The following is a 16,651-nucleotide window of genomic DNA, read 5'->3' as shown; positions in this document are numbered from 1 at the left end:
TAGAATACTGCACCACTCTACGCAAGCCCTATTATATCATAAATAGCAGTTAAATACTCGACAATTAATGATCCCGCTTCATCAAATAATCAGCCATTCCAAGCAGCAGCTCCGGTTTGTTGAAGCCAGCATTTATAATCGCAGACTTGGCCTCTTCCGTCAAGCGTTCAACCTCTCGCTTCGATTCCTCAAGGCCAATGAAGTAAGGGTAAGTTACTTTTCCGCTCTTAACATCGCTTCCTTTTGGTTTGCCAAGCATGGTTTCGTCACCGATAATATCCAGTACATCATCTTGAATTTGGAAAGCAAGTCCCAGTTTCGAGCCATATGTCGTCAATGCCTGCAGCTGCAGCTCTGATGCGCCAGCAATTCGACCGCCAGAACGAAGCGAGAAGACGATAAGATCACTCGTCTTGTGCATATGGATATATTCCAGCTGATCCAATGTGGTAATCCCCTGCTCACCCAACATATCCGCAGCCTGCCCACCGACCATGCCGCTCATGCCTGCGAATTCAGCCAGCTCTTCGACAATAGAGAGAGAGACATCAGCTGGCACACCATGCTTCCGAGTACTCTGCACAATACATTGGAACGCACGCGTCAACAGCCCGTCACCTGCAAGAATCGCCATTGCTTCACCGAAAACCTTATGATTTGTAGGCTTGCCGCGTCGAAAATCATCATTATCCATTGCAGGCAAGTCATCATGCACCAATGAATACGTATGAATCATCTCGACTGCACAAGCAACGGGTTCTGCTGCTTGCGTATTGCCATTCAAACTATCGCATGCCATCAGTACACAGATTGGCCGCAATCGTTTGCCACCTGCCATTAATGAATAAAGCATCGATTGTGTTAGCGGCTCGGGAACAATGCGCTGACTTTCCAGCATCTTAGGCAGTTTCGATTCTATTCGTTCCGCCTGCTGCTTTACATAGTCAACGAATACTCCGGCCGATTGATAATTAATCAATCGAATCACCTGTCTCCTCTGTAGCATACGGCTGTCGCTTCCATTCGCCGTTCTGCTCGGTTACCATCTCAATCTTGCGCTCAACCTGTTCAAGCTTCTCAGAACATAGCTTGGAGAGCATCATTCCCTCTTGGAACAATTCGATCGATTGTTCAAGTGGAGCATCTCCACCTTCGAGTCTGGCAACGATTTCTTCCAACTTATCCATTGCCGCTTCGAAGCTTAATTGTTCAATAGTCTCTTTATTTTCCATGAGAGTTATTCACGCTCTCCTTTCATCGACCATACTTGGCAATCTAATTGACCATCCGATAGTGTCACTCGCACAACATCACCAAGCTGCACTTCTTCTATCGAGCGAATCAGCTTCGTTTCTTGTTCATCATATACCAAACTATATCCTCGTGACATAATTTTAAGAGGACTTAGTGCATCCAATTGCCTGAACATTGCATCTGTCTCCATGCGTTTCTGCTTCGTTATAGATGTCATTGCTTGAACAAGCTGACGGTGGTTGCCATCCAGCCGCTTCCGTGCTGCACGCACCTGATGGACAGGCGTCTGTTCACGCAGGCGTCCTCGCAGCTCCTTCCATCTCTGCTCCGATTGAGCCTGCACAAGCCGTAGCCGATACGCCAACTGCTCGCGTAAGCGTTCGACCTTATCCGCATGCTTCATTATGAGCTGTTCAGGCTTGCGGAACACCACGGATTGCTGGGTCCGCAGCAAACGCTCTTGATTCTGATTCAAGATGCGATTCATTGCCGATTGCAGCCTGCGATTGACATGTGTAAGATGTTGACGAAGTTCATCCCGATGCGTTACCGCTAATTCTGCTGCTGCCGTAGGCGTTGGGGCGCGAAGGTCAGCAACAAAGTCTGAAATCGTAAAATCCGTTTCATGTCCTACCGCAGAAATGACAGGGATCGATGATGCTGCGATTGCACGCGCAACCACCTCTTCGTTAAATGCCCACAGTTCTTCTAGTGATCCACCGCCACGGCCAACAATAAGCACGTCTACTTCGCCACTGCGGTTCATAGCTTCAATTGCCTGCGCAATCGTGCCAGCGGCCTGTGTTCCCTGTACCAGAACAGGATATAAGAGTACCGTTACACCTGGCTGGCGTCGGCGCAGCGTAATGAGAATATCGCGGACGGCAGCTCCGGTCGGTGAAGTGATCACACCAATCGCTGCCGGATAACGTGGAATACTGCGCTTTCGTTCTTCTGCGAATAATCCTTCTGTGCTGAGCCGTTCCTTCAATTGCTCGAACGCCATGAACAAGCTGCCAATCCCGTCCGGCTGCATATGCTGCGCATAGAATTGGTATTGTCCATCCCGTTCATATACCGTAATATTGCCGCGGGCAATGACCTTAGTCCCTTCCTTCGGACGAAATGCCAGCTTCTGATTATGAGATGCGAACATGATCGTGCGAATACGACTATCAGAATCCTTCAATGTAAAATACATATGACCGCTCGAATGATGTGTGAAGTTCGATATTTCTCCGCGAAGCCATACATCCTGAAGCCTCGCATCCCCTTCCATCTTCATGCGAATGTAGCGGTTGACATCCTTAATGGTTAATATTCGTGCTTCTTCGGACACATTGTCTGCCTCCTTTCGTTCATAATGACAGACAGCGCACAACTATTCGTTGTGCGCAATGTGATGTATTCGTTTAGCTGCCTTCAGCGTATTGAACATGAGCATTGTAATCGTCATTGGTCCCACACCGCCTGGCACTGGTGTAATCGGGCCGCATAACTCCTTCACGTCCTCAAAATCGACATCTCCCGCCAGCTTGCCGTTCTCCAGACGGTTCATCCCAACATCAATAATAACAGCACCTGGCTTAATATAAGAACGATCCACAAAGTTCGCTTTGCCAATAGCTACAACAAGAATATCCGCCTGCTTCGTAATCTCTTTCATATTGACTGTTCGAGAATGGCACATTGTGACAGTCGCATTCTCACGCTGGAGCAAGATCGAAATCGGCTTGCCGACAATGTTGCTTCGGCCAATGACAACAGCATGCTTGCCTGCAACATCGATTTGGTTGCGCTTGAGCAATTCCATGATACCGGCAGGCGTACAAGGCAGCAATGAATCGTCACCGATGACCATGTTGCCAACACTAACCGGATGGAAGCCATCCACATCTTTCTCGACAGCTATCGCATCGATGACAGCCTTCTCATCAATGTGCTTAGGCAGCGGAAGCTGCACTAAAATTCCGTGAATGGATGGCTCATCATTCAAGCGATGAACGAGAGCAAGCAGTTCTTCTTGTGAAGTATCTGCAGGAAGACGATGAACCTCAGAGTTAAAGCCAAGCTCCAAGCATGTCTTATGCTTACTGTTTACGTACACTTGGGAAGCAGCGTCCTCACCTACAAGAACAACAGCCAGCCCCGGCTGAATCCCCTTCTCCTTCAATCGTTCCGTCTCCGCTGTAATCTCCTCACGAATCGTACGGGATAATGCCTTACCATCCAATAAAGTTGCTGTTATCATGCTATGCGCCTCCATTCGAATACTCGACATTGTCATCCTAGCTGAGCTTGCATCTATTCTTCTGGATTTATTTCTTTATCAGCTTCTACAGCAGAAGCTTTATCCATTTCACGCATCATCTGGCCTAGAACACCATTAACGAATTTCCCGGACTCGTCCGTACCAAAATGCTTAGCCAAATTGATGGCTTCATTGATGGCTACTTTAGGAGGAACATCATCACGGTATTTCATTTCATAAGTAGCAAGACGTAAAATCTGTCTGTCTACTCGGGATAAACGCTCAACGTGCCAGCCTTTCAAATAACGCGCCAGAAGCTGGTCAATTTCTACACGATGTTCCCATGTTGCCCGCACCCATTCCAATACATGGGTATGCATAGCTTCTGCATGTTCTTGCTTTACACCAATTTCGTTGTCATGTGCAGATTCCTGCACAATCATAGCAACAGCCTGTTGAGGGGTTACCTCTGTCATCTCAAGCTGATACAAACTTTGAATAGCCATTTCTCTGGCAATGCGTCTCTTCATGATTTATCCTCCTGCATGTAAAGCATCCAACATGTCGAACTCGTATCCCTGCATTTCCATAGCGCATGCACCCTACATTCATCAAGGCGATTGCCACTATTGTTACGATTATAAGCACTTTGATGCATCTACTTACGATTTATTTGTGAAAAAAATCCTATGAAGCTCCCCGATTGTCTTCCGTCGGCATGAACCGGCGGTCAAGCAGTCGTGCGGAGCGTCCATAGGACTACTTCAACCTTCTCCAACGTTCAGACATCCACATTCCAATTCGCTGTATTGGGAATAATGGTCCAAGATTCATATCCCGCTGTCTGCCTACCGCATATCCAATGAATACAAGTAACGCAAAGAACAGCATGTCCCAAAAACCAACGATTAGATAAAGGATACCAAAAAAATGCCCGCCGCGACGCCAAGAAGACGTCCGCCGTGACTCTCCCATATTTCTTTCCACATTGGACAGCTCACCACCTATTCAACACGCGCTTTAAAGGTCTGCGTCTGCACAATATTAGCAACGTATACCGAAACATAAGAAACCGGTATTCCGGTAATCTCTTGCACATAATCGCGAACCTGGCGTTGAACCTCTTCTGTCATGCTCGGTATCGCCGTCTCCCCGTCCACAACTGTACGGATCGTAATATCAAGCCCTGATTCGTTGGTGCGAATGCGTGCTTTCAAATCTTTAACACCACGAACGCGGGACGCTGCCTTCAACGACACGTTCTCGATCGTTTCCATCGATATTTTAATATCACCAATTTCGGTACGCTGATCAATGGAAGGCAATGACTTCCGTTCACGACGGATGGAAACGTAAAAGAAGCGGACGCTAAGCAATAAAATAACGGCCGCAGCCGAAATTACAGTTGTTTGCAGCCACAACGGCTGAGTTGGATCAAGCGGCTCGGAAATGAAGCCTAATGCAGCCAATATGGCCGCTACCGATAATGAACCAATGACCAAACTATACACAAACAACAACAGCCTGTCTACAATTCTGCTCACGCTTTACGATCCTCCTCATGGAATGGCAGTAAACCCCCTGCCACCAGGAGGGGGTTTATCACCATCATTATTTCACTCGCACAGATACTTCCGTCTCTTCCGTTTTCTCTTGAGATTTAAAATGCACGTCATGTACATGTACGTTCACTTCAACGACGTGAAGGCCTGTCATCATTTCAATAGAACGCTTCACGTTTTGCTGAATCTCATCAGCAATTGTAGGAATGCGGCGACCATATTCTACGATAATGTTCACATCTACTGCAGCTTCACGTTGTCCAACTTCCACTTTAACGCCTTTGGACAAGTTTTTACGGCCAAGCAATTCGGCAATACCGCCTGCAAAACCACCGCTCATTCCTGCTACACCCTCTACCTCAATTGTAGCAAGGCCTGCGATCACTGCAATCACGTCAGGAGCAATCTGAATATTGCCAAGATCCGTACGATCAAATTCCGGAATAATCGTCTGATTCATCCGTTACACACTCCTCATCATTTTTGAAAAGAGGCAGTTCTTGTCCGTCATAATCATAACTATAGCATTTGTCTATTTTTATGACAAATTACTCTTGATGATATTCTAGACCTCATGCTCTTCCAGGAACTTAATGTCAAAATCCCCTTGTTCGAACTTCGGATGCCGCAGCAGCCGTTGATGGAACGGGATTGTCGTATGAATGCCTTCGATGGCGAACTCTGCAAGCGCACGCTTCATGCGATCAATTGCTTGTTCGCGAGTCGGAGCCCACACAATCAACTTTGCAATCATCGAGTCATAGTGCGGAGAGATCACACAGCCTGGATACGCTGCGCTGTCTACTCGCACACCCGCACCTCCTGGCGGCAAATAAAACTGAATTTGCCCTGCGGAAGGCATAAAGTTGCGATCTGGGTCTTCTGCGTTCACACGACATTCAATGGACCATCCGTTAAACTGAACCTCTTCTTGTCGGAACGATAATGGATTACCTTCTGCTACCCGTATCATCTCTTGGATGAGATCGATTCCTGTAATCATTTCTGTAACAGGATGTTCAACCTGAATACGTGTATTCATCTCCATGAAGTAGAAGTTGCCGTCCGGCCCAAACAAAAATTCCAAAGTCCCGGCACCCGAGTAATTAACAGCCAATGCAGCGCGAACAGCAGCCTCGCCCATTTGCTCTCGAATTGCAGGTGTCAATACTGGACAAGGAGCTTCCTCAACCAGCTTCTGACGTCTGCGCTGCACAGAGCAATCACGTTCGCCTAGATATACAGCATTACCATGCTTATCTGCGATAATTTGAATTTCAACATGCTTCATGCCTGTCAAAAACTTTTCCAAATAAACACCAGCGTTGCCGAAGGCTTTTTCAGCTTCTTGCTGTGCTGTCGTAATTTGCTTTACGAGCATATCCTCATCTTCAGCAATCCGAATGCCCTTGCCGCCGCCTCCAGCGGTTGCTTTGATGATGACCGGATATCCGATATCACGTGCAATCATAAGGGCTTCTTCTACATCTTCGACCAGTCCGTCGGAACCCGGGATAACAGGAACCCCCGCATCCTTCATCGTTTGCTTCGCGACAGCCTTATCCCCCATACGCTCAATCGCGTCTGAAGATGGCCCGATGAAGGTAATGCCGCATGACTCGCAAATATCAGCGAAGTCAGCATTCTCTGCCAAAAATCCATAGCCTGGATGTATGGCATCGCATTCCGTCAAAGTAGCAACGCTCATTATATTCGTAAAGTTCAAGTAACTTTCCTTGGAAGATGTCGGACCAATACAGTATGCTTCATCCGCGAGACGTACATGAAGGGAATCTCGATCAGCTTCCGAGTAAACAGCAACAGTGGCAATTCCAAGTTCACGGCAAGCTCGAATGATGCGAACAGCGATTTCACCACGGTTAGCAATTAGAATCTTCTGAAATTTCAATGTTTAGACCTCCTTGGCTTGACATCTGTTTGGGATAACATATCCACTAATCCAGCTTCACCAAGAATAAAGGTTGACCGAATTCAACCAACTGGCCATTCTCTACAAGAATTTCAACAATTTCACCTTTGACTTCTGCGAGCAGCTCATTCATTAGCTTCATCGCTTCCAAAATACATACGACTGATTTCTCATTAACCTTGTCGCCTGTGTTCACAAAAGGAGGGGAATCTGGAGAGGACGCACGATAGAAAGTACCTACCATCGGAGACACAATCTTATGCAATCCTGCTTGCTCCTTCGTGTCGGCAACAACATTTGCTGCAGGGTTCGCAGAAACAGTCTCAACTGCAGCTGGCTGAGCAGGTACAGTTGGAGCCGGGGTATATGTAGGCTGTGCAGGTGCTGGTTGAACACTAATAACTTCAGTCTTGCCGGGCTTGCGAATGGAAAGACGATAACCTTCGTTCTCGATTTCCAATTCCTGCACGGAAGTTTGGTCCAACAGCTTGATCAGTTCTTTGATTTCGCCAATCTTGAACAACATATTTCACTCCTCGTGACAATTGATAAGTCTCTTATAGCAAGGTAGATATCACACTGCAATTACATGTCCAAAAAGAGAGCAGTAATCCGCACCAAATGGCTGCAAGGACACTCAGCGCATGCTGCCTATACAGACTGTGGCCAATCTGTAGATCAGCTTAACAACATGAAGCACTATGGCTGCTTACATCGAAGAACGCATGATGTTGCGCTAATGATGCTAATTTTATGCGGCAATCCTTGAGAATGAATGCAAGATTCCATGCTGAGAGACCTTTCGTTGCTTTTCCAAATGAAAGCCATCTTTATGGACAACGTATAAAAGGACAATCTACAGACGTTAGTATTATAACATAATCGTTCCAAATGGAAAGAGCCCAGTTTGCAACTGGGCTTGATTCGAGGTTATTCGCTATTCACTGACATATTCTACGACAATTTTATCTTGCGTCACATTCAAATCCTTCATGACTTTGTCTACAATCTCAACAGCATCCTTAGCCTCCAGTTTGTTGCTTTGTACGAGCACCTGATATTTATCGTTATCCTGTGTAATAACTGCGCTGTGATATTGCTTTTGCAGCTCGGTTTCCAGGGCCGCTAATTTTGTTTCATGATCTTCCAGCTTGCCCATTTCATCATGAACGGCAGCTGTCTTCTCACTGCTTGTTGAGTTAAGGTCACCCATTAGCTTCTCCATCTCTTGCTGATACTTCTCAGCTCGCTGCATTTGCAGCTCCTCAATAGTGCTTCGCTTCATAACGCCCTCTGCTTCAATTTTATCCAGCATTTCCTTTTCTTTGTCTTCCTTGGCAGCCGCACTAGTATCTGTTCCAGTATTTTTACCGTCGGCTTCAGTGCCACTGCCATTGGTTGCAGGAGTGCCAGTTGCGTTATTTTGGCTGCCGTTGTCCTGAGTTGAAGCGGCACCATCCTTATCCGTAGCACTCGGATCAGCACCATGTCCTGTAGATACCTCAGTCACTTTAATTTCGGGCAGCTGACCAACTTCTGTCGCATCTCCCTTCAGCGTTTGCTCTGTACGTACATTGTCAACCGTTTGTTTGGCCGGAGCCGATGTGTCTTCTGTGAATAAATAGTAAGCGGACAATACAACCATCAAACTCAGCATAGATACCAACCATATCGTCTGTCTTTTGTATTCATTTCATTACCCTCCTAATATTCATTCTCATCATCCAAATCCATTCTTATTGAGCAATCTTGCGCGGTACGACTGAAATTCGGTATGCTGGTACGTTCAAGCCTTTTTCAACAGCATCAACAACCATCTTCTTCACCGTCGCATTCTCCGCCCCCTTCGCAACGACAATAACCCCGCGCACCTTCGGTTTAATGCGCTTCGTCACGATTGGAGCTTGATTGCCCGAGGCTTCCAGCGTTACGATCTGTCCATCGCGCGTATATTGGGTGGTGTGCCGCTTTCCGCCGTTCGCGTCTGTCTCTTCCGTCTGCTGCTGATTGTCTTTAAAGTTGCGCTGAACAATCAGTTCCTCTGTGGAATCGATAGTGACAAGTACATCAACTTGTCCGACGCCGACGATTTCTTCCAAAATGCTTTTGACGCGTGCTTCAAATGACTGCTCAATGGACTCGAATACACTCGATGAAGCCTTATCAGATGAATTCTTGGTGTCCATCGAATCAAAGGCCCCGACTGTAGGCGGCTCTCTGTCCGCGCTGCCCTTGCTCCCAAACCATCCTCCGCCGCTTCCTTGCGGTTGGAATGAGCCGAAAAGTAGCAGTGCTGCGCCGACAAGACCGAGCAGGAGCAGCCAGCGGAACGAACGTATGCGCTTTGAGCCGTTGCTGCCTTTTCCGATCCACGATTCAATCTGCTGCAACCATTTCGCCAACATGATCGACTCCTTTGCAATCGAATGGACTTGTCTTACTTGTCCTATTTCACCTATATGCGAGAGCTTGGAATATATGCTAATTTTTCAAAAAGTTTTGGGTCTAATCTGTTCAAGCTAAACATTTCAATGTTTCTGCCTCATAGCTTCGAATCCTTATGCGTCCATTCCACCTTAATTTTTTCTGCATTCACAATCCAAGAGCTCATTAACGATCGTACTGCTTGATTAGCCATCCTGCTGCGATATTGTTCGGTCTCTTTCTCCAGTTGCTCTGCATAGCCAGAAGCAGGTATTGACTTCGATTGCTGCGGCTGTCCCCTATCCTGTTTCTCCTGCATACTCGATCCAGCATTAATTTGAATGCGCTGAATAGGCTTTACAGACTCCACTCCGCTATCTGAGTTCGCAAATGCGGGTGATTCAGCAACAAACGATGGAGCCTGTCCAGCAGAAAGAGCCAATTCGATTCGTTCAATGATCGGTTCTCCCTTCGCATTGCGTGCAAGCTTAACCTGCAATTGTTCCACTTGTACCTGTCCCTCTCCTGTGCGATTCTCAATTCCATCCTTATTTTGAGCGCTTTGACGGAACGCGAGCGCAAGCTGTTCCTTCATCTGATTTCCAATTTCCGATTCTGCTAGACGGAGTGCACTCGCTTCCTGTTCTCGAGCAAGCTGTTCTCCCTTCCTGCGAATCTCCGTGATGCTTGCTGTCTGATCCCTCTCCGCAATCAACGATGAAGACAGCGAAGAGCTCCATTCACTCGCCAATTGGTCTGCTAGCTTCGCATCGAACAGCTTCAGTACCGGTGACAATAAGGTTAGCAGTATAATTAAACTGAGCATTAGCTTGACATAGCGCTGCATCGAGCGATTGGGCAGCAGCAGATCAATGAACGTAGCAAGCATGATGATCATGATGATTTCTTTCATCCATTGACTTAACCAGCTCATCGCGTTCACTCCGTTTCCTCAATGCTAGCGCATCATCACCGTCACATTGCCTGCCGTAATCAGAATCGTAATGGCCAGAAAGAACATTAGCCCGACAGCAGCGAGAGCTGCAAATACATAGATCATGCTCTTGCCAATCGTTTTCAGACATCCCAACACCGGAGAATCTCCCAACGGCTGCATAATCGCAGCCGATGCGTTATAGATTAGCGCAAGCGTTAATATTTTGATGGCTGGAAATGCACATAAGAATAGCAATATAATGACCCCTGACAACCCTACCGCATTTTTTACAAGCAGGGATGCTGAAACCACCGTATCCGTCGCATCCGAAAATGCGCGGCCAATGACCGGAACGAAATTACCAGTAATATACTTAGCCGTTCGAATCGATACCCCATCAGTAACCGAGCTTGTAGCTCCCTGAACAGATATAACGCCCAGAAATATCGTCAGCAGCACACCGAGCAAACCCACACTAATGCTGCGCATCAAATTAGCAAGCTGTGTTACCTTGTATTTGTCAGAGATCGAGCTAACGATATGCAGCAGTGCCGAAAAGAAAAGGAGAGGAAATACACCAACATAGATTAACGTTCCAACCATATGCACCATAAAAATAATGAGCGGATGCATAACGGTAACTGTCACCATACTTCCCATCGAAGCAAGTAAGGTCAGCAGCAGGGGAATCATCGCCATCATAAAGTTAATCATGCTCGTTATGGCTTCCTTGGCATATCCGATTGCGATTTGGAAGCTGTTAATCGCAAGAATAATAATTACCATATATGAAATCGTGTAGGCAATTTTGCTTACGGTATTGCGCTCAAAGGCGGTTTGCAACGTTTCCAGCACCATACTGAATACAACGAGTATGACAATCGTGACAATCAACTTGCCATTCATAAATACTTCTTGCAGCATAAATTTTCCGATTGCCTTGAATACATTGCTGACCGTCAACTTTTCCCCACCAGGAAGCAGCAAATCAACGAAATCTGGCATTGAATCTCTAGGGAAGTAACCCCCATACTTCACCAAAAGATCGTTCCAGTAACGCTCAACCTCTCCCGTCTGCAATCGCTTCGTCTGCTCCTCAACCCATACTGCTGTCGCGTCAGGTTTCGGGCGTCCTTCTTCTTGAATCTGTTGCGGTACCGGCTTGACTTCTGACGTCGGATCAGCGAATGCCGTGCCCATACTGGCGAACAACACGCAAAGCAGCAATAACATCCACGATCGCTTCCTAATAAGGAATATCCACTGTCGTTCTTGGCATTGAATTCGGTTCATTCGCACTCCACCTTACGCAGGAAGCAGCTTCATCACGGTTTCGATAATGACACTAATAATCGGAATGGCCAGCACCATGATAAGTACCTTCCCCGCGAGCTCAATCTTGGACGCCATGCCATCTTGTCCTGCATCCCGAACAATTTGGGCACCGAACTCCGCGATGTAGGCGATACCAATCATTTTTAATATCGTCTTCAAGTAAATGGGCTGTATGCCTGACCGTTCAGCCAAGTCCTCCAGCACTTGAATGACAACCTCAATCTTTCCGATAAGGAACAGAAAGACGGCAATTCCAGCAAAGGTTGAGATGATAAATGCAAACATCGGTTTTTGCTCCTTGACAACTAAAACAAGAATCGTCGCCAATAGCCCGAGTCCTACGACTTGAATGATTTCCATGAAATCACCTGACCTATGTTCCTACCAAAGTTTTATTGAAATAAGAAGATTGTTTTGATTTCTTGGAATAGGTGATCCAGCAAGCGAACGACCATGAACAAGACCACAACAAAGCCGATGACCGTCACCCAATGAGCCATATCTTCCTTTCCCATTTGCTTCAGCACGGTGTGAATCATCGCGATGATAATTCCGATTCCGGCAATTTGAAAAATGGCGCTGACATCTACATTCATCTTCTGGCACCTCAATACATCAAGATTACGACGAGCAAACCAGCTAGCACACCAAGACTGCGGGTCATTTTGCCATATCGGCTATGATCCTCCCGTGCGCTCCATTCCTCCTGCTCAAGCTGCTTGATGGCAAGCTTGATATGCTTACTTTGATCCTCTCGGTCACTTATTCCAAGCGAATACCCAAGCTCCTTAACGATTCGCAAATCCTCCTTGGAAAGCGCAGTATTGCTGCCATAGTGATCCCACGCCTGCTGCCAAGCTTCTCTCGCCGTTAATGGAAATGCAGCCGAATGTCCCATCGCCTTCGATGCGCTGATGAATATATCACGTAAAGCGGCAGGCATTTGTTGCGCAATATCATAAAATGCCGTAGAGAGCGGGGTTTGTCCGTACACGATGGCTGTCTCCAACCTTGCAAGCGCATGATGCAAAAGCCGCAGCTGCTTCGGTCTTGCCGCATATGCAGCCGCTTGGACCCATCCGATTCCAGCGGCAGCGGATATGAGAATCGCTGCTCCAAGCAACTTATACGTGACAGCCACCTCCTCCCCGTATTTTCGACACAAGACCCGGCTGCAGCGCTCTCAACTTGCCGTCATACACTTTGCGCTGCCATTGCCTTGACGTCCGCCGCAGCACTACAATTCGTGAGAATCCACCTTCATCCAGCAAAGAAGCCAAGCCTGGTCGGCGAAGTATATCCTCTACATCTGAGCCATGAACAGAGGCAATCATCCTTACACCTGCATGTATAGCCTCCTGCATCGCATCATAATCTTCTTCTCTGCCGAACTCATCCACAACGAGCACGTCAGGAGACATAGAACGGATAAACATCATCAATCCTTCTGCCTTGGGGCAGCCATCAATGACATCGGTACGATAGCCAAGATTATAGCTTGGTACCCCTTTCATACAGCCTGCAATTTCAGAACGCTCATCTACAATTCCTACTTTAAGCGCCTTCCAGACCGCCTGCGGGTGATTCCAACAACCAGAGGAAACGGCACGCGCCATGTCGCGAAGCATGGTAGTCTTGCCATGTTGTGGGGGCGACACAACGAGTGTGCTATAGATTGTCCGATGAGCGAAATCGAGCAGTTGCGGAATAATTTCATCTGCAATGCCAGCTACCTCACGGGCGATACGCAAATTAAAGCCTGTTATATCGCGAAGATGGCTCACTCTGCCTTGCGTCAGCACTGTCCGACCTGCTAGTCCAATTCGATGTCCACCGGCCACTGTAATGAAGCCTCGCCGCAGTTCTTCCTCCATCGTATACAATGAATGATTCGTTACATAATCGAGTAATTGAAGGCTGTCTTCACGATTAGGCCGATAAGCTGTATCAGGCTTATCCGTCACTGTTCCGTCCTTAGTCACAAAATGAAATTCACCCATTGTGCTAACTTCAAGCGGACGCTCTTCTCGAACTCTTACTTCTTCCAGTTCATCCAGCATACGCTCAGGCAGACGCATTAAGATCGATCGCAGCGCAGGAGGCAGCACCTCAGACCAACTGTGTGCGTTCATCTTCCCCCATCCTCCTTGGCTCATCATCGTTATTTCATTGGGCATTGAGTACAACCTTTGTGTAACCCATATGTATGACCCTTGTCCTGCAAATATGCACCATGAACAGGATTGACCATATGCACAACTGCTATTTCTTCAAAATGCCAATCAATAAGCAAGTAACGCCAGCTACGATCCATGCAATCTTCGTCCAATTCAACTTATCGGCTATGCCTATTAGCCCAATCGTTGTCGTTGTAATAAGCACAAGCGGCCCTACCAGTGCAAGCAATGAATTCACTGTCAGCGCCTTCTCCGCATCATTGAATTTCAACATGATTAGGGCTGCAGCGATTTCCAAACATCCAGACATAATGCGCAGCCCTGCCATACTTGCGACGAATTTATCAATCGTCACCGTTATCACCTCCTGTTCATATATTGCTAGTTCGACTTTCGTTTTGCATATCAAAATAAATGCTGCCTGTCCAAACATCACGTTGTCACATTGTATGCAGGGTAAGACTTGTTTAGAGCAGTCAATCGCATGAAACTAGACTCATCTCCAAGCAGCTAGGCACCTGTCAGGCAAGTTATGCATATATTGACTTCATAGTTTGACTATCTTCATGAGATGAGGGAGATTGTAAACCATGAGCTTCACTGACAATCAAGTTGGCTGTTGGCCGAGTCAATTATGTGATCCAAGCAGAATGCGCAATGCGAAGCCACGTACCACGGGAATGACGATGGTCATGGATAAAGGAATGGGAATCAACGAGTTTACAGATATGCTGGAGCTTGCCCACGAACATATTGATGTGATTAAACTGGGGTTCGGAACCTCCGCTGTCACTCCCCCTTTACTTCTAAGCGCTAAGCTTGAAGCAGCAGCTCGGCATAATGTGATTGTTATTCCCGGAGGTACGTTTTTAGAAATTGCTGTCGCGCAAGGCATGGTAGATGCTTTTTTTCATATGATGAGAGAGACTGGTTTTACTGGCGTTGAAGTATCAGACGGCACAATCACCTTGTCACGCAAGGAGCGTAATGCACTCATCCGTCGCGCTTGCGAGGAAGGACTTCTTGTTTGTACAGAGTATGGAAAAAAGGATAATTCCTCCCCCTTTGTCCTTCACGATATCGTAAATACATTTTCAGAAGATCTAGCACACGGAGCGGAATGGATGACACTAGAAGGAAGAGAATCCGGTGTGGGAGTAGGCGTATTTGATTGCGTCGGTAGTTGTGACACCACACTAGTCCAACAGATTGCTGCATCAGTTCACACGCCTAATCGATTGATGTGGGAAGCACCACAGAAGGACCAACAGGTCGAAATCTTACGAACCATTGGTCTAGATGCGAATATCGGCAACGTATCTCCACATGATATTCTTGCCTTCGAAGCACTGCGCAGAGGGCTCCGTTCAGACACGATGAGTGCCATGGTTCAGTCTCATTACATGATCTAATGGTTGATAAATGAGAACAATAAAAAAGAGGGGGGAACCAACATGCACATCGATGTCATCCCTAGCGTAAACGAAGCTCGAGTCATTGACTTGACGCACCGGACAGTAATCGTAATCGACGTACTGCGTGCAACAAGTACAATCGTGACAGCACTCCAGCATGGCGCCAGCGGTGTCGTTCCCGTTGATACGGTATCTCTAGCGAAACAAATTGCGAAAGACGAGGATGTATTAGGCGGAGAACGATTCTGCAAAAAATAACAGGATTCGCTGCTGGGAACTCCCCTTATGAATATATGACGAACGACATCGAGGGTAAACGAGTCGTGCTGACAACCTCGAATGGTACGAGGGCCATCCAAAAAGCATTGAAGGCAGATTATATATTGGCCGGAGCTATCATTAATGCACAAGCGACCGCATATGCCGCCTGTAAGCTGCGCAAAGATGTCGCATTGCTCTGCTCTGGGGCGCAGGATGAATTTGCCTTCGAGGATGGTCTATGTGCAGGTCTTATTATCACTGAGCTTCAACGTTGTATTGGCAGCTGGAGCGATCTAACCGTGAACGATATTGGATATACCGTCTACAGCTCCTATCAATTTTATGCAGATCGCATACCAGAGGCGCTTCACCAATGTTCCGGCGGCAAAAGATTATGTAAACTTGGCTTTGCGAAAGATGTCGAGTTCTGTTCATCCGTCAATGCATATACACTCGTTCCCATCCTCACAGAAAATCACACAATGAAGCCGTTCCTTTTCGAGTAGCCTTACAATTGAGAACTTGAACTTGATGACAGCCAGTCCATGTTCTAAAGCAGAGGGGCTTGTTCATACATTGAAAATGACCGCTGTACATATGCGCGATAGTGTGAACAACTCTCTCCAGAGGAGCATGATACATGAATGGTGAATTCGTACTCGTAACACTCATCCTCATAGGTCTCATCAGCCGATCTTCAATTATTACAACTGCTGCCTGTATTCTGCTCATCGTTAAGCTTGTCCACTTGGAGCGCTATCTCCCTACTATTGAACGTAGGGGGTTGGAATTCGGGCTGTTATTTCTTACGATTGCCGTGCTCGTCCCTTTTGCCGCAGAACGGATCACCACCCATGACCTATGGTCCGCGCTATCCTCTTGGCCGGGCATGATGGCTCTTGCGGGCGGCGCCATTGCTACCTCTATGAATGGCAAAGGTTTGGAATTACTAAAAAACGATCCACAAATGATTGTCGGCCTTGTAGCCGGTTCAATCATCGGGATCGTCCTACTGCGCGGCATACCGGTAGGGCCATTAATGGCTGCCGGTATAACCGCTCTATTGCTATACATTAGCAGATGGATTATTGATAAATTCTAATGT

The 16,651-nt window shown here is 47.0% G+C and carries 20 protein-coding genes and 2 pseudogenes; 3 read left to right on the top strand and 19 right to left on the bottom strand.

What is annotated here, in order from left to right; all coding sequences use genetic code 11:
• Window positions 1–64: 64 nt before the first annotated feature.
• From PAV_RS12695 to PAV_RS12610, 19 genes and pseudogenes are all read right to left on the bottom strand, one after another.
• The gene (locus PAV_RS12695; protein ID WP_005546720.1) at window positions 65–988 is read right to left on the bottom strand and encodes a polyprenyl synthetase family protein; all 924 of its coding nucleotides are present in this window, start codon (window positions 986–988) and stop codon (window positions 65–67) included.
• Complete coding sequence (xseB, locus tag PAV_RS12690; protein WP_005546718.1) at window positions 972–1,232, bottom strand: exodeoxyribonuclease VII small subunit; 261 nt, start codon at window positions 1,230–1,232, stop codon at window positions 972–974. The genes PAV_RS12695 and xseB overlap by 17 nt, the downstream gene beginning before the upstream one ends.
• A gap of 5 nt (window positions 1,233–1,237) precedes the next feature.
• Window positions 1,238–2,593 (bottom strand): exodeoxyribonuclease VII large subunit, encoded by a 1,356-nt coding sequence (gene xseA / locus PAV_RS12685; protein WP_005546717.1) that lies wholly within the window; start codon window positions 2,591–2,593, stop codon window positions 1,238–1,240.
• A 42-nt stretch (window positions 2,594–2,635) separates the two neighbouring features.
• Window positions 2,636–3,505, bottom strand: coding sequence for a bifunctional methylenetetrahydrofolate dehydrogenase/methenyltetrahydrofolate cyclohydrolase FolD (folD, locus tag PAV_RS12680; RefSeq protein ID WP_005546715.1), 870 nt, complete (start codon window positions 3,503–3,505; stop codon window positions 2,636–2,638).
• Between the two features lie 53 nt (window positions 3,506–3,558).
• A complete protein-coding gene (gene nusB, locus PAV_RS12675) occupies window positions 3,559–4,035 on the bottom strand; it encodes a transcription antitermination factor NusB (protein WP_005546713.1) in 477 nt (158 codons plus the stop codon).
• 229 nt (window positions 4,036–4,264) lie between these two features.
• Window positions 4,265–4,494, bottom strand: a pseudogene (locus tag PAV_RS33400) (DUF2273 domain-containing protein).
• 15 nt (window positions 4,495–4,509) lie between these two features.
• Window positions 4,510–5,049 carry an alkaline shock response membrane anchor protein AmaP gene (gene amaP / locus PAV_RS12670; protein WP_005546711.1) on the bottom strand — a complete coding sequence of 180 codons (540 nt, stop codon included), beginning with the start codon at window positions 5,047–5,049 and terminating at the stop codon, window positions 4,510–4,512.
• Window positions 5,050–5,116: 67 nt separating this feature from the next.
• Complete coding sequence (locus PAV_RS12665; RefSeq protein ID WP_005546708.1) at window positions 5,117–5,527, bottom strand: Asp23/Gls24 family envelope stress response protein; 411 nt, start codon at window positions 5,525–5,527, stop codon at window positions 5,117–5,119.
• A gap of 105 nt (window positions 5,528–5,632) precedes the next feature.
• Complete coding sequence (gene accC, locus PAV_RS12660; protein WP_005546707.1) at window positions 5,633–6,976, bottom strand: acetyl-CoA carboxylase biotin carboxylase subunit; 1,344 nt, start codon at window positions 6,974–6,976, stop codon at window positions 5,633–5,635.
• Window positions 6,977–7,022: 46 nt separating this feature from the next.
• The gene (accB, locus tag PAV_RS12655) at window positions 7,023–7,520 is read right to left on the bottom strand and encodes an acetyl-CoA carboxylase biotin carboxyl carrier protein (protein ID WP_040735926.1); all 498 of its coding nucleotides are present in this window, start codon (window positions 7,518–7,520) and stop codon (window positions 7,023–7,025) included.
• Between the two features lie 414 nt (window positions 7,521–7,934).
• A complete protein-coding gene (locus PAV_RS12650) occupies window positions 7,935–8,654 on the bottom strand; it encodes a SpoIIIAH-like family protein (RefSeq protein WP_081505740.1) in 720 nt (239 codons plus the stop codon).
• 79 nt (window positions 8,655–8,733) lie between these two features.
• On the bottom strand, window positions 8,734–9,402 hold the full coding sequence (gene spoIIIAG / locus PAV_RS12645) for a stage III sporulation protein AG (protein ID WP_005546704.1): 669 nt from the start codon (window positions 9,400–9,402) through the stop codon (window positions 8,734–8,736).
• A 137-nt stretch (window positions 9,403–9,539) separates the two neighbouring features.
• Window positions 9,540–10,355 (bottom strand): stage III sporulation protein AF, encoded by an 816-nt coding sequence (gene spoIIIAF / locus PAV_RS12640; protein WP_005546703.1) that lies wholly within the window; start codon window positions 10,353–10,355, stop codon window positions 9,540–9,542.
• Window positions 10,356–10,379: 24 nt separating this feature from the next.
• Window positions 10,380–11,651: a stage III sporulation protein AE gene (spoIIIAE, locus tag PAV_RS12635; RefSeq protein WP_005546702.1), complete on the bottom strand. Its 1,272-nt coding sequence runs from the start codon at window positions 11,649–11,651 to the stop codon at window positions 10,380–10,382.
• A gap of 12 nt (window positions 11,652–11,663) precedes the next feature.
• The gene (gene spoIIIAD / locus PAV_RS12630; protein WP_005546701.1) at window positions 11,664–12,053 is read right to left on the bottom strand and encodes a stage III sporulation protein AD; all 390 of its coding nucleotides are present in this window, start codon (window positions 12,051–12,053) and stop codon (window positions 11,664–11,666) included.
• A 32-nt stretch (window positions 12,054–12,085) separates the two neighbouring features.
• Window positions 12,086–12,289: a stage III sporulation protein AC gene (spoIIIAC, locus tag PAV_RS12625; protein ID WP_005546700.1), complete on the bottom strand. Its 204-nt coding sequence runs from the start codon at window positions 12,287–12,289 to the stop codon at window positions 12,086–12,088.
• Between the two features lie 11 nt (window positions 12,290–12,300).
• Window positions 12,301–12,834, bottom strand: coding sequence for a stage III sporulation protein SpoIIIAB (spoIIIAB, locus tag PAV_RS12620; protein ID WP_040735828.1), 534 nt, complete (start codon window positions 12,832–12,834; stop codon window positions 12,301–12,303).
• The gene (gene spoIIIAA / locus PAV_RS12615; RefSeq protein ID WP_005546696.1) at window positions 12,818–13,825 is read right to left on the bottom strand and encodes a stage III sporulation protein AA; all 1,008 of its coding nucleotides are present in this window, start codon (window positions 13,823–13,825) and stop codon (window positions 12,818–12,820) included. The genes spoIIIAB and spoIIIAA overlap by 17 nt, the downstream gene beginning before the upstream one ends.
• Window positions 13,826–13,955: 130 nt before the next feature.
• Window positions 13,956–14,225: a YqhV family protein gene (locus tag PAV_RS12610; RefSeq protein ID WP_005546695.1), complete on the bottom strand. Its 270-nt coding sequence runs from the start codon at window positions 14,223–14,225 to the stop codon at window positions 13,956–13,958.
• A 235-nt stretch (window positions 14,226–14,460) separates the two neighbouring features.
• Here PAV_RS12610 and comA point away from each other — a divergent pair, with 235 nt between their 5' ends.
• From comA to PAV_RS12595, 3 genes and pseudogenes are all read left to right on the top strand, one after another.
• Window positions 14,461–15,282: a phosphosulfolactate synthase gene (comA, locus tag PAV_RS12605; RefSeq protein WP_005546693.1), complete on the top strand. Its 822-nt coding sequence runs from the start codon at window positions 14,461–14,463 to the stop codon at window positions 15,280–15,282.
• Between the two features lie 42 nt (window positions 15,283–15,324).
• Window positions 15,325–16,052: pseudogene (locus PAV_RS12600) on the top strand (2-phosphosulfolactate phosphatase).
• Between the two features lie 134 nt (window positions 16,053–16,186).
• Window positions 16,187–16,648, top strand: coding sequence for a DUF441 domain-containing protein (locus PAV_RS12595; RefSeq protein ID WP_005546689.1), 462 nt, complete (start codon window positions 16,187–16,189; stop codon window positions 16,646–16,648).
• Window positions 16,649–16,651 lie beyond the last annotated feature (3 nt).

Origin of the sequence: Paenibacillus alvei DSM 29 (genome assembly GCF_000293805.1) — a bacterium.
Lineage (GTDB): Bacteria > Bacillota > Bacilli > Paenibacillales > Paenibacillaceae > Paenibacillus_B > Paenibacillus_B alvei.
Note: the sequence above shows the minus strand (reverse complement) of the source record. Positions and strands in the feature narration are given on the sequence as shown.

Excerpts from the sequence above, each read along its gene's own strand:
- PAV_RS12595 (WP_005546689.1), top strand. The coding sequence starts at position 16,187 with ATGAATGGTGAATTCGTACTCGTAACACTCATCCTCATAGGTCTCATC.
- comA (WP_005546693.1), top strand. The coding sequence starts at position 14,461 with ATGAGCTTCACTGACAATCAAGTTGGCTGTTGGCCGAGTCAATTATGT.
- nusB (WP_005546713.1), bottom strand. The coding sequence starts at position 4,035 with ATGAAGAGACGCATTGCCAGAGAAATGGCTATTCAAAGTTTGTATCAG.
- spoIIIAA (WP_005546696.1), bottom strand. The coding sequence starts at position 13,825 with ATGAACGCACACAGTTGGTCTGAGGTGCTGCCTCCTGCGCTGCGATCG.
- spoIIIAE (WP_005546702.1), bottom strand. The coding sequence starts at position 11,651 with ATGAACCGAATTCAATGCCAAGAACGACAGTGGATATTCCTTATTAGG.
- folD (WP_005546715.1), bottom strand. The coding sequence starts at position 3,505 with ATGATAACAGCAACTTTATTGGATGGTAAGGCATTATCCCGTACGATT.
- PAV_RS12650 (WP_081505740.1), bottom strand. The coding sequence starts at position 8,654 with ATGCTGAGTTTGATGGTTGTATTGTCCGCTTACTATTTATTCACAGAA.
- spoIIIAD (WP_005546701.1), bottom strand. The coding sequence starts at position 12,053 with ATGGAAATCATTCAAGTCGTAGGACTCGGGCTATTGGCGACGATTCTT.
- spoIIIAC (WP_005546700.1), bottom strand. The coding sequence starts at position 12,289 with ATGAATGTAGATGTCAGCGCCATTTTTCAAATTGCCGGAATCGGAATT.
- PAV_RS12665 (WP_005546708.1), bottom strand. The coding sequence starts at position 5,527 with ATGAATCAGACGATTATTCCGGAATTTGATCGTACGGATCTTGGCAAT.
- spoIIIAF (WP_005546703.1), bottom strand. The coding sequence starts at position 10,355 with ATGAGCTGGTTAAGTCAATGGATGAAAGAAATCATCATGATCATCATG.
- xseB (WP_005546718.1), bottom strand. The coding sequence starts at position 1,232 with ATGGAAAATAAAGAGACTATTGAACAATTAAGCTTCGAAGCGGCAATG.
- spoIIIAG (WP_005546704.1), bottom strand. The coding sequence starts at position 9,402 with ATGTTGGCGAAATGGTTGCAGCAGATTGAATCGTGGATCGGAAAAGGC.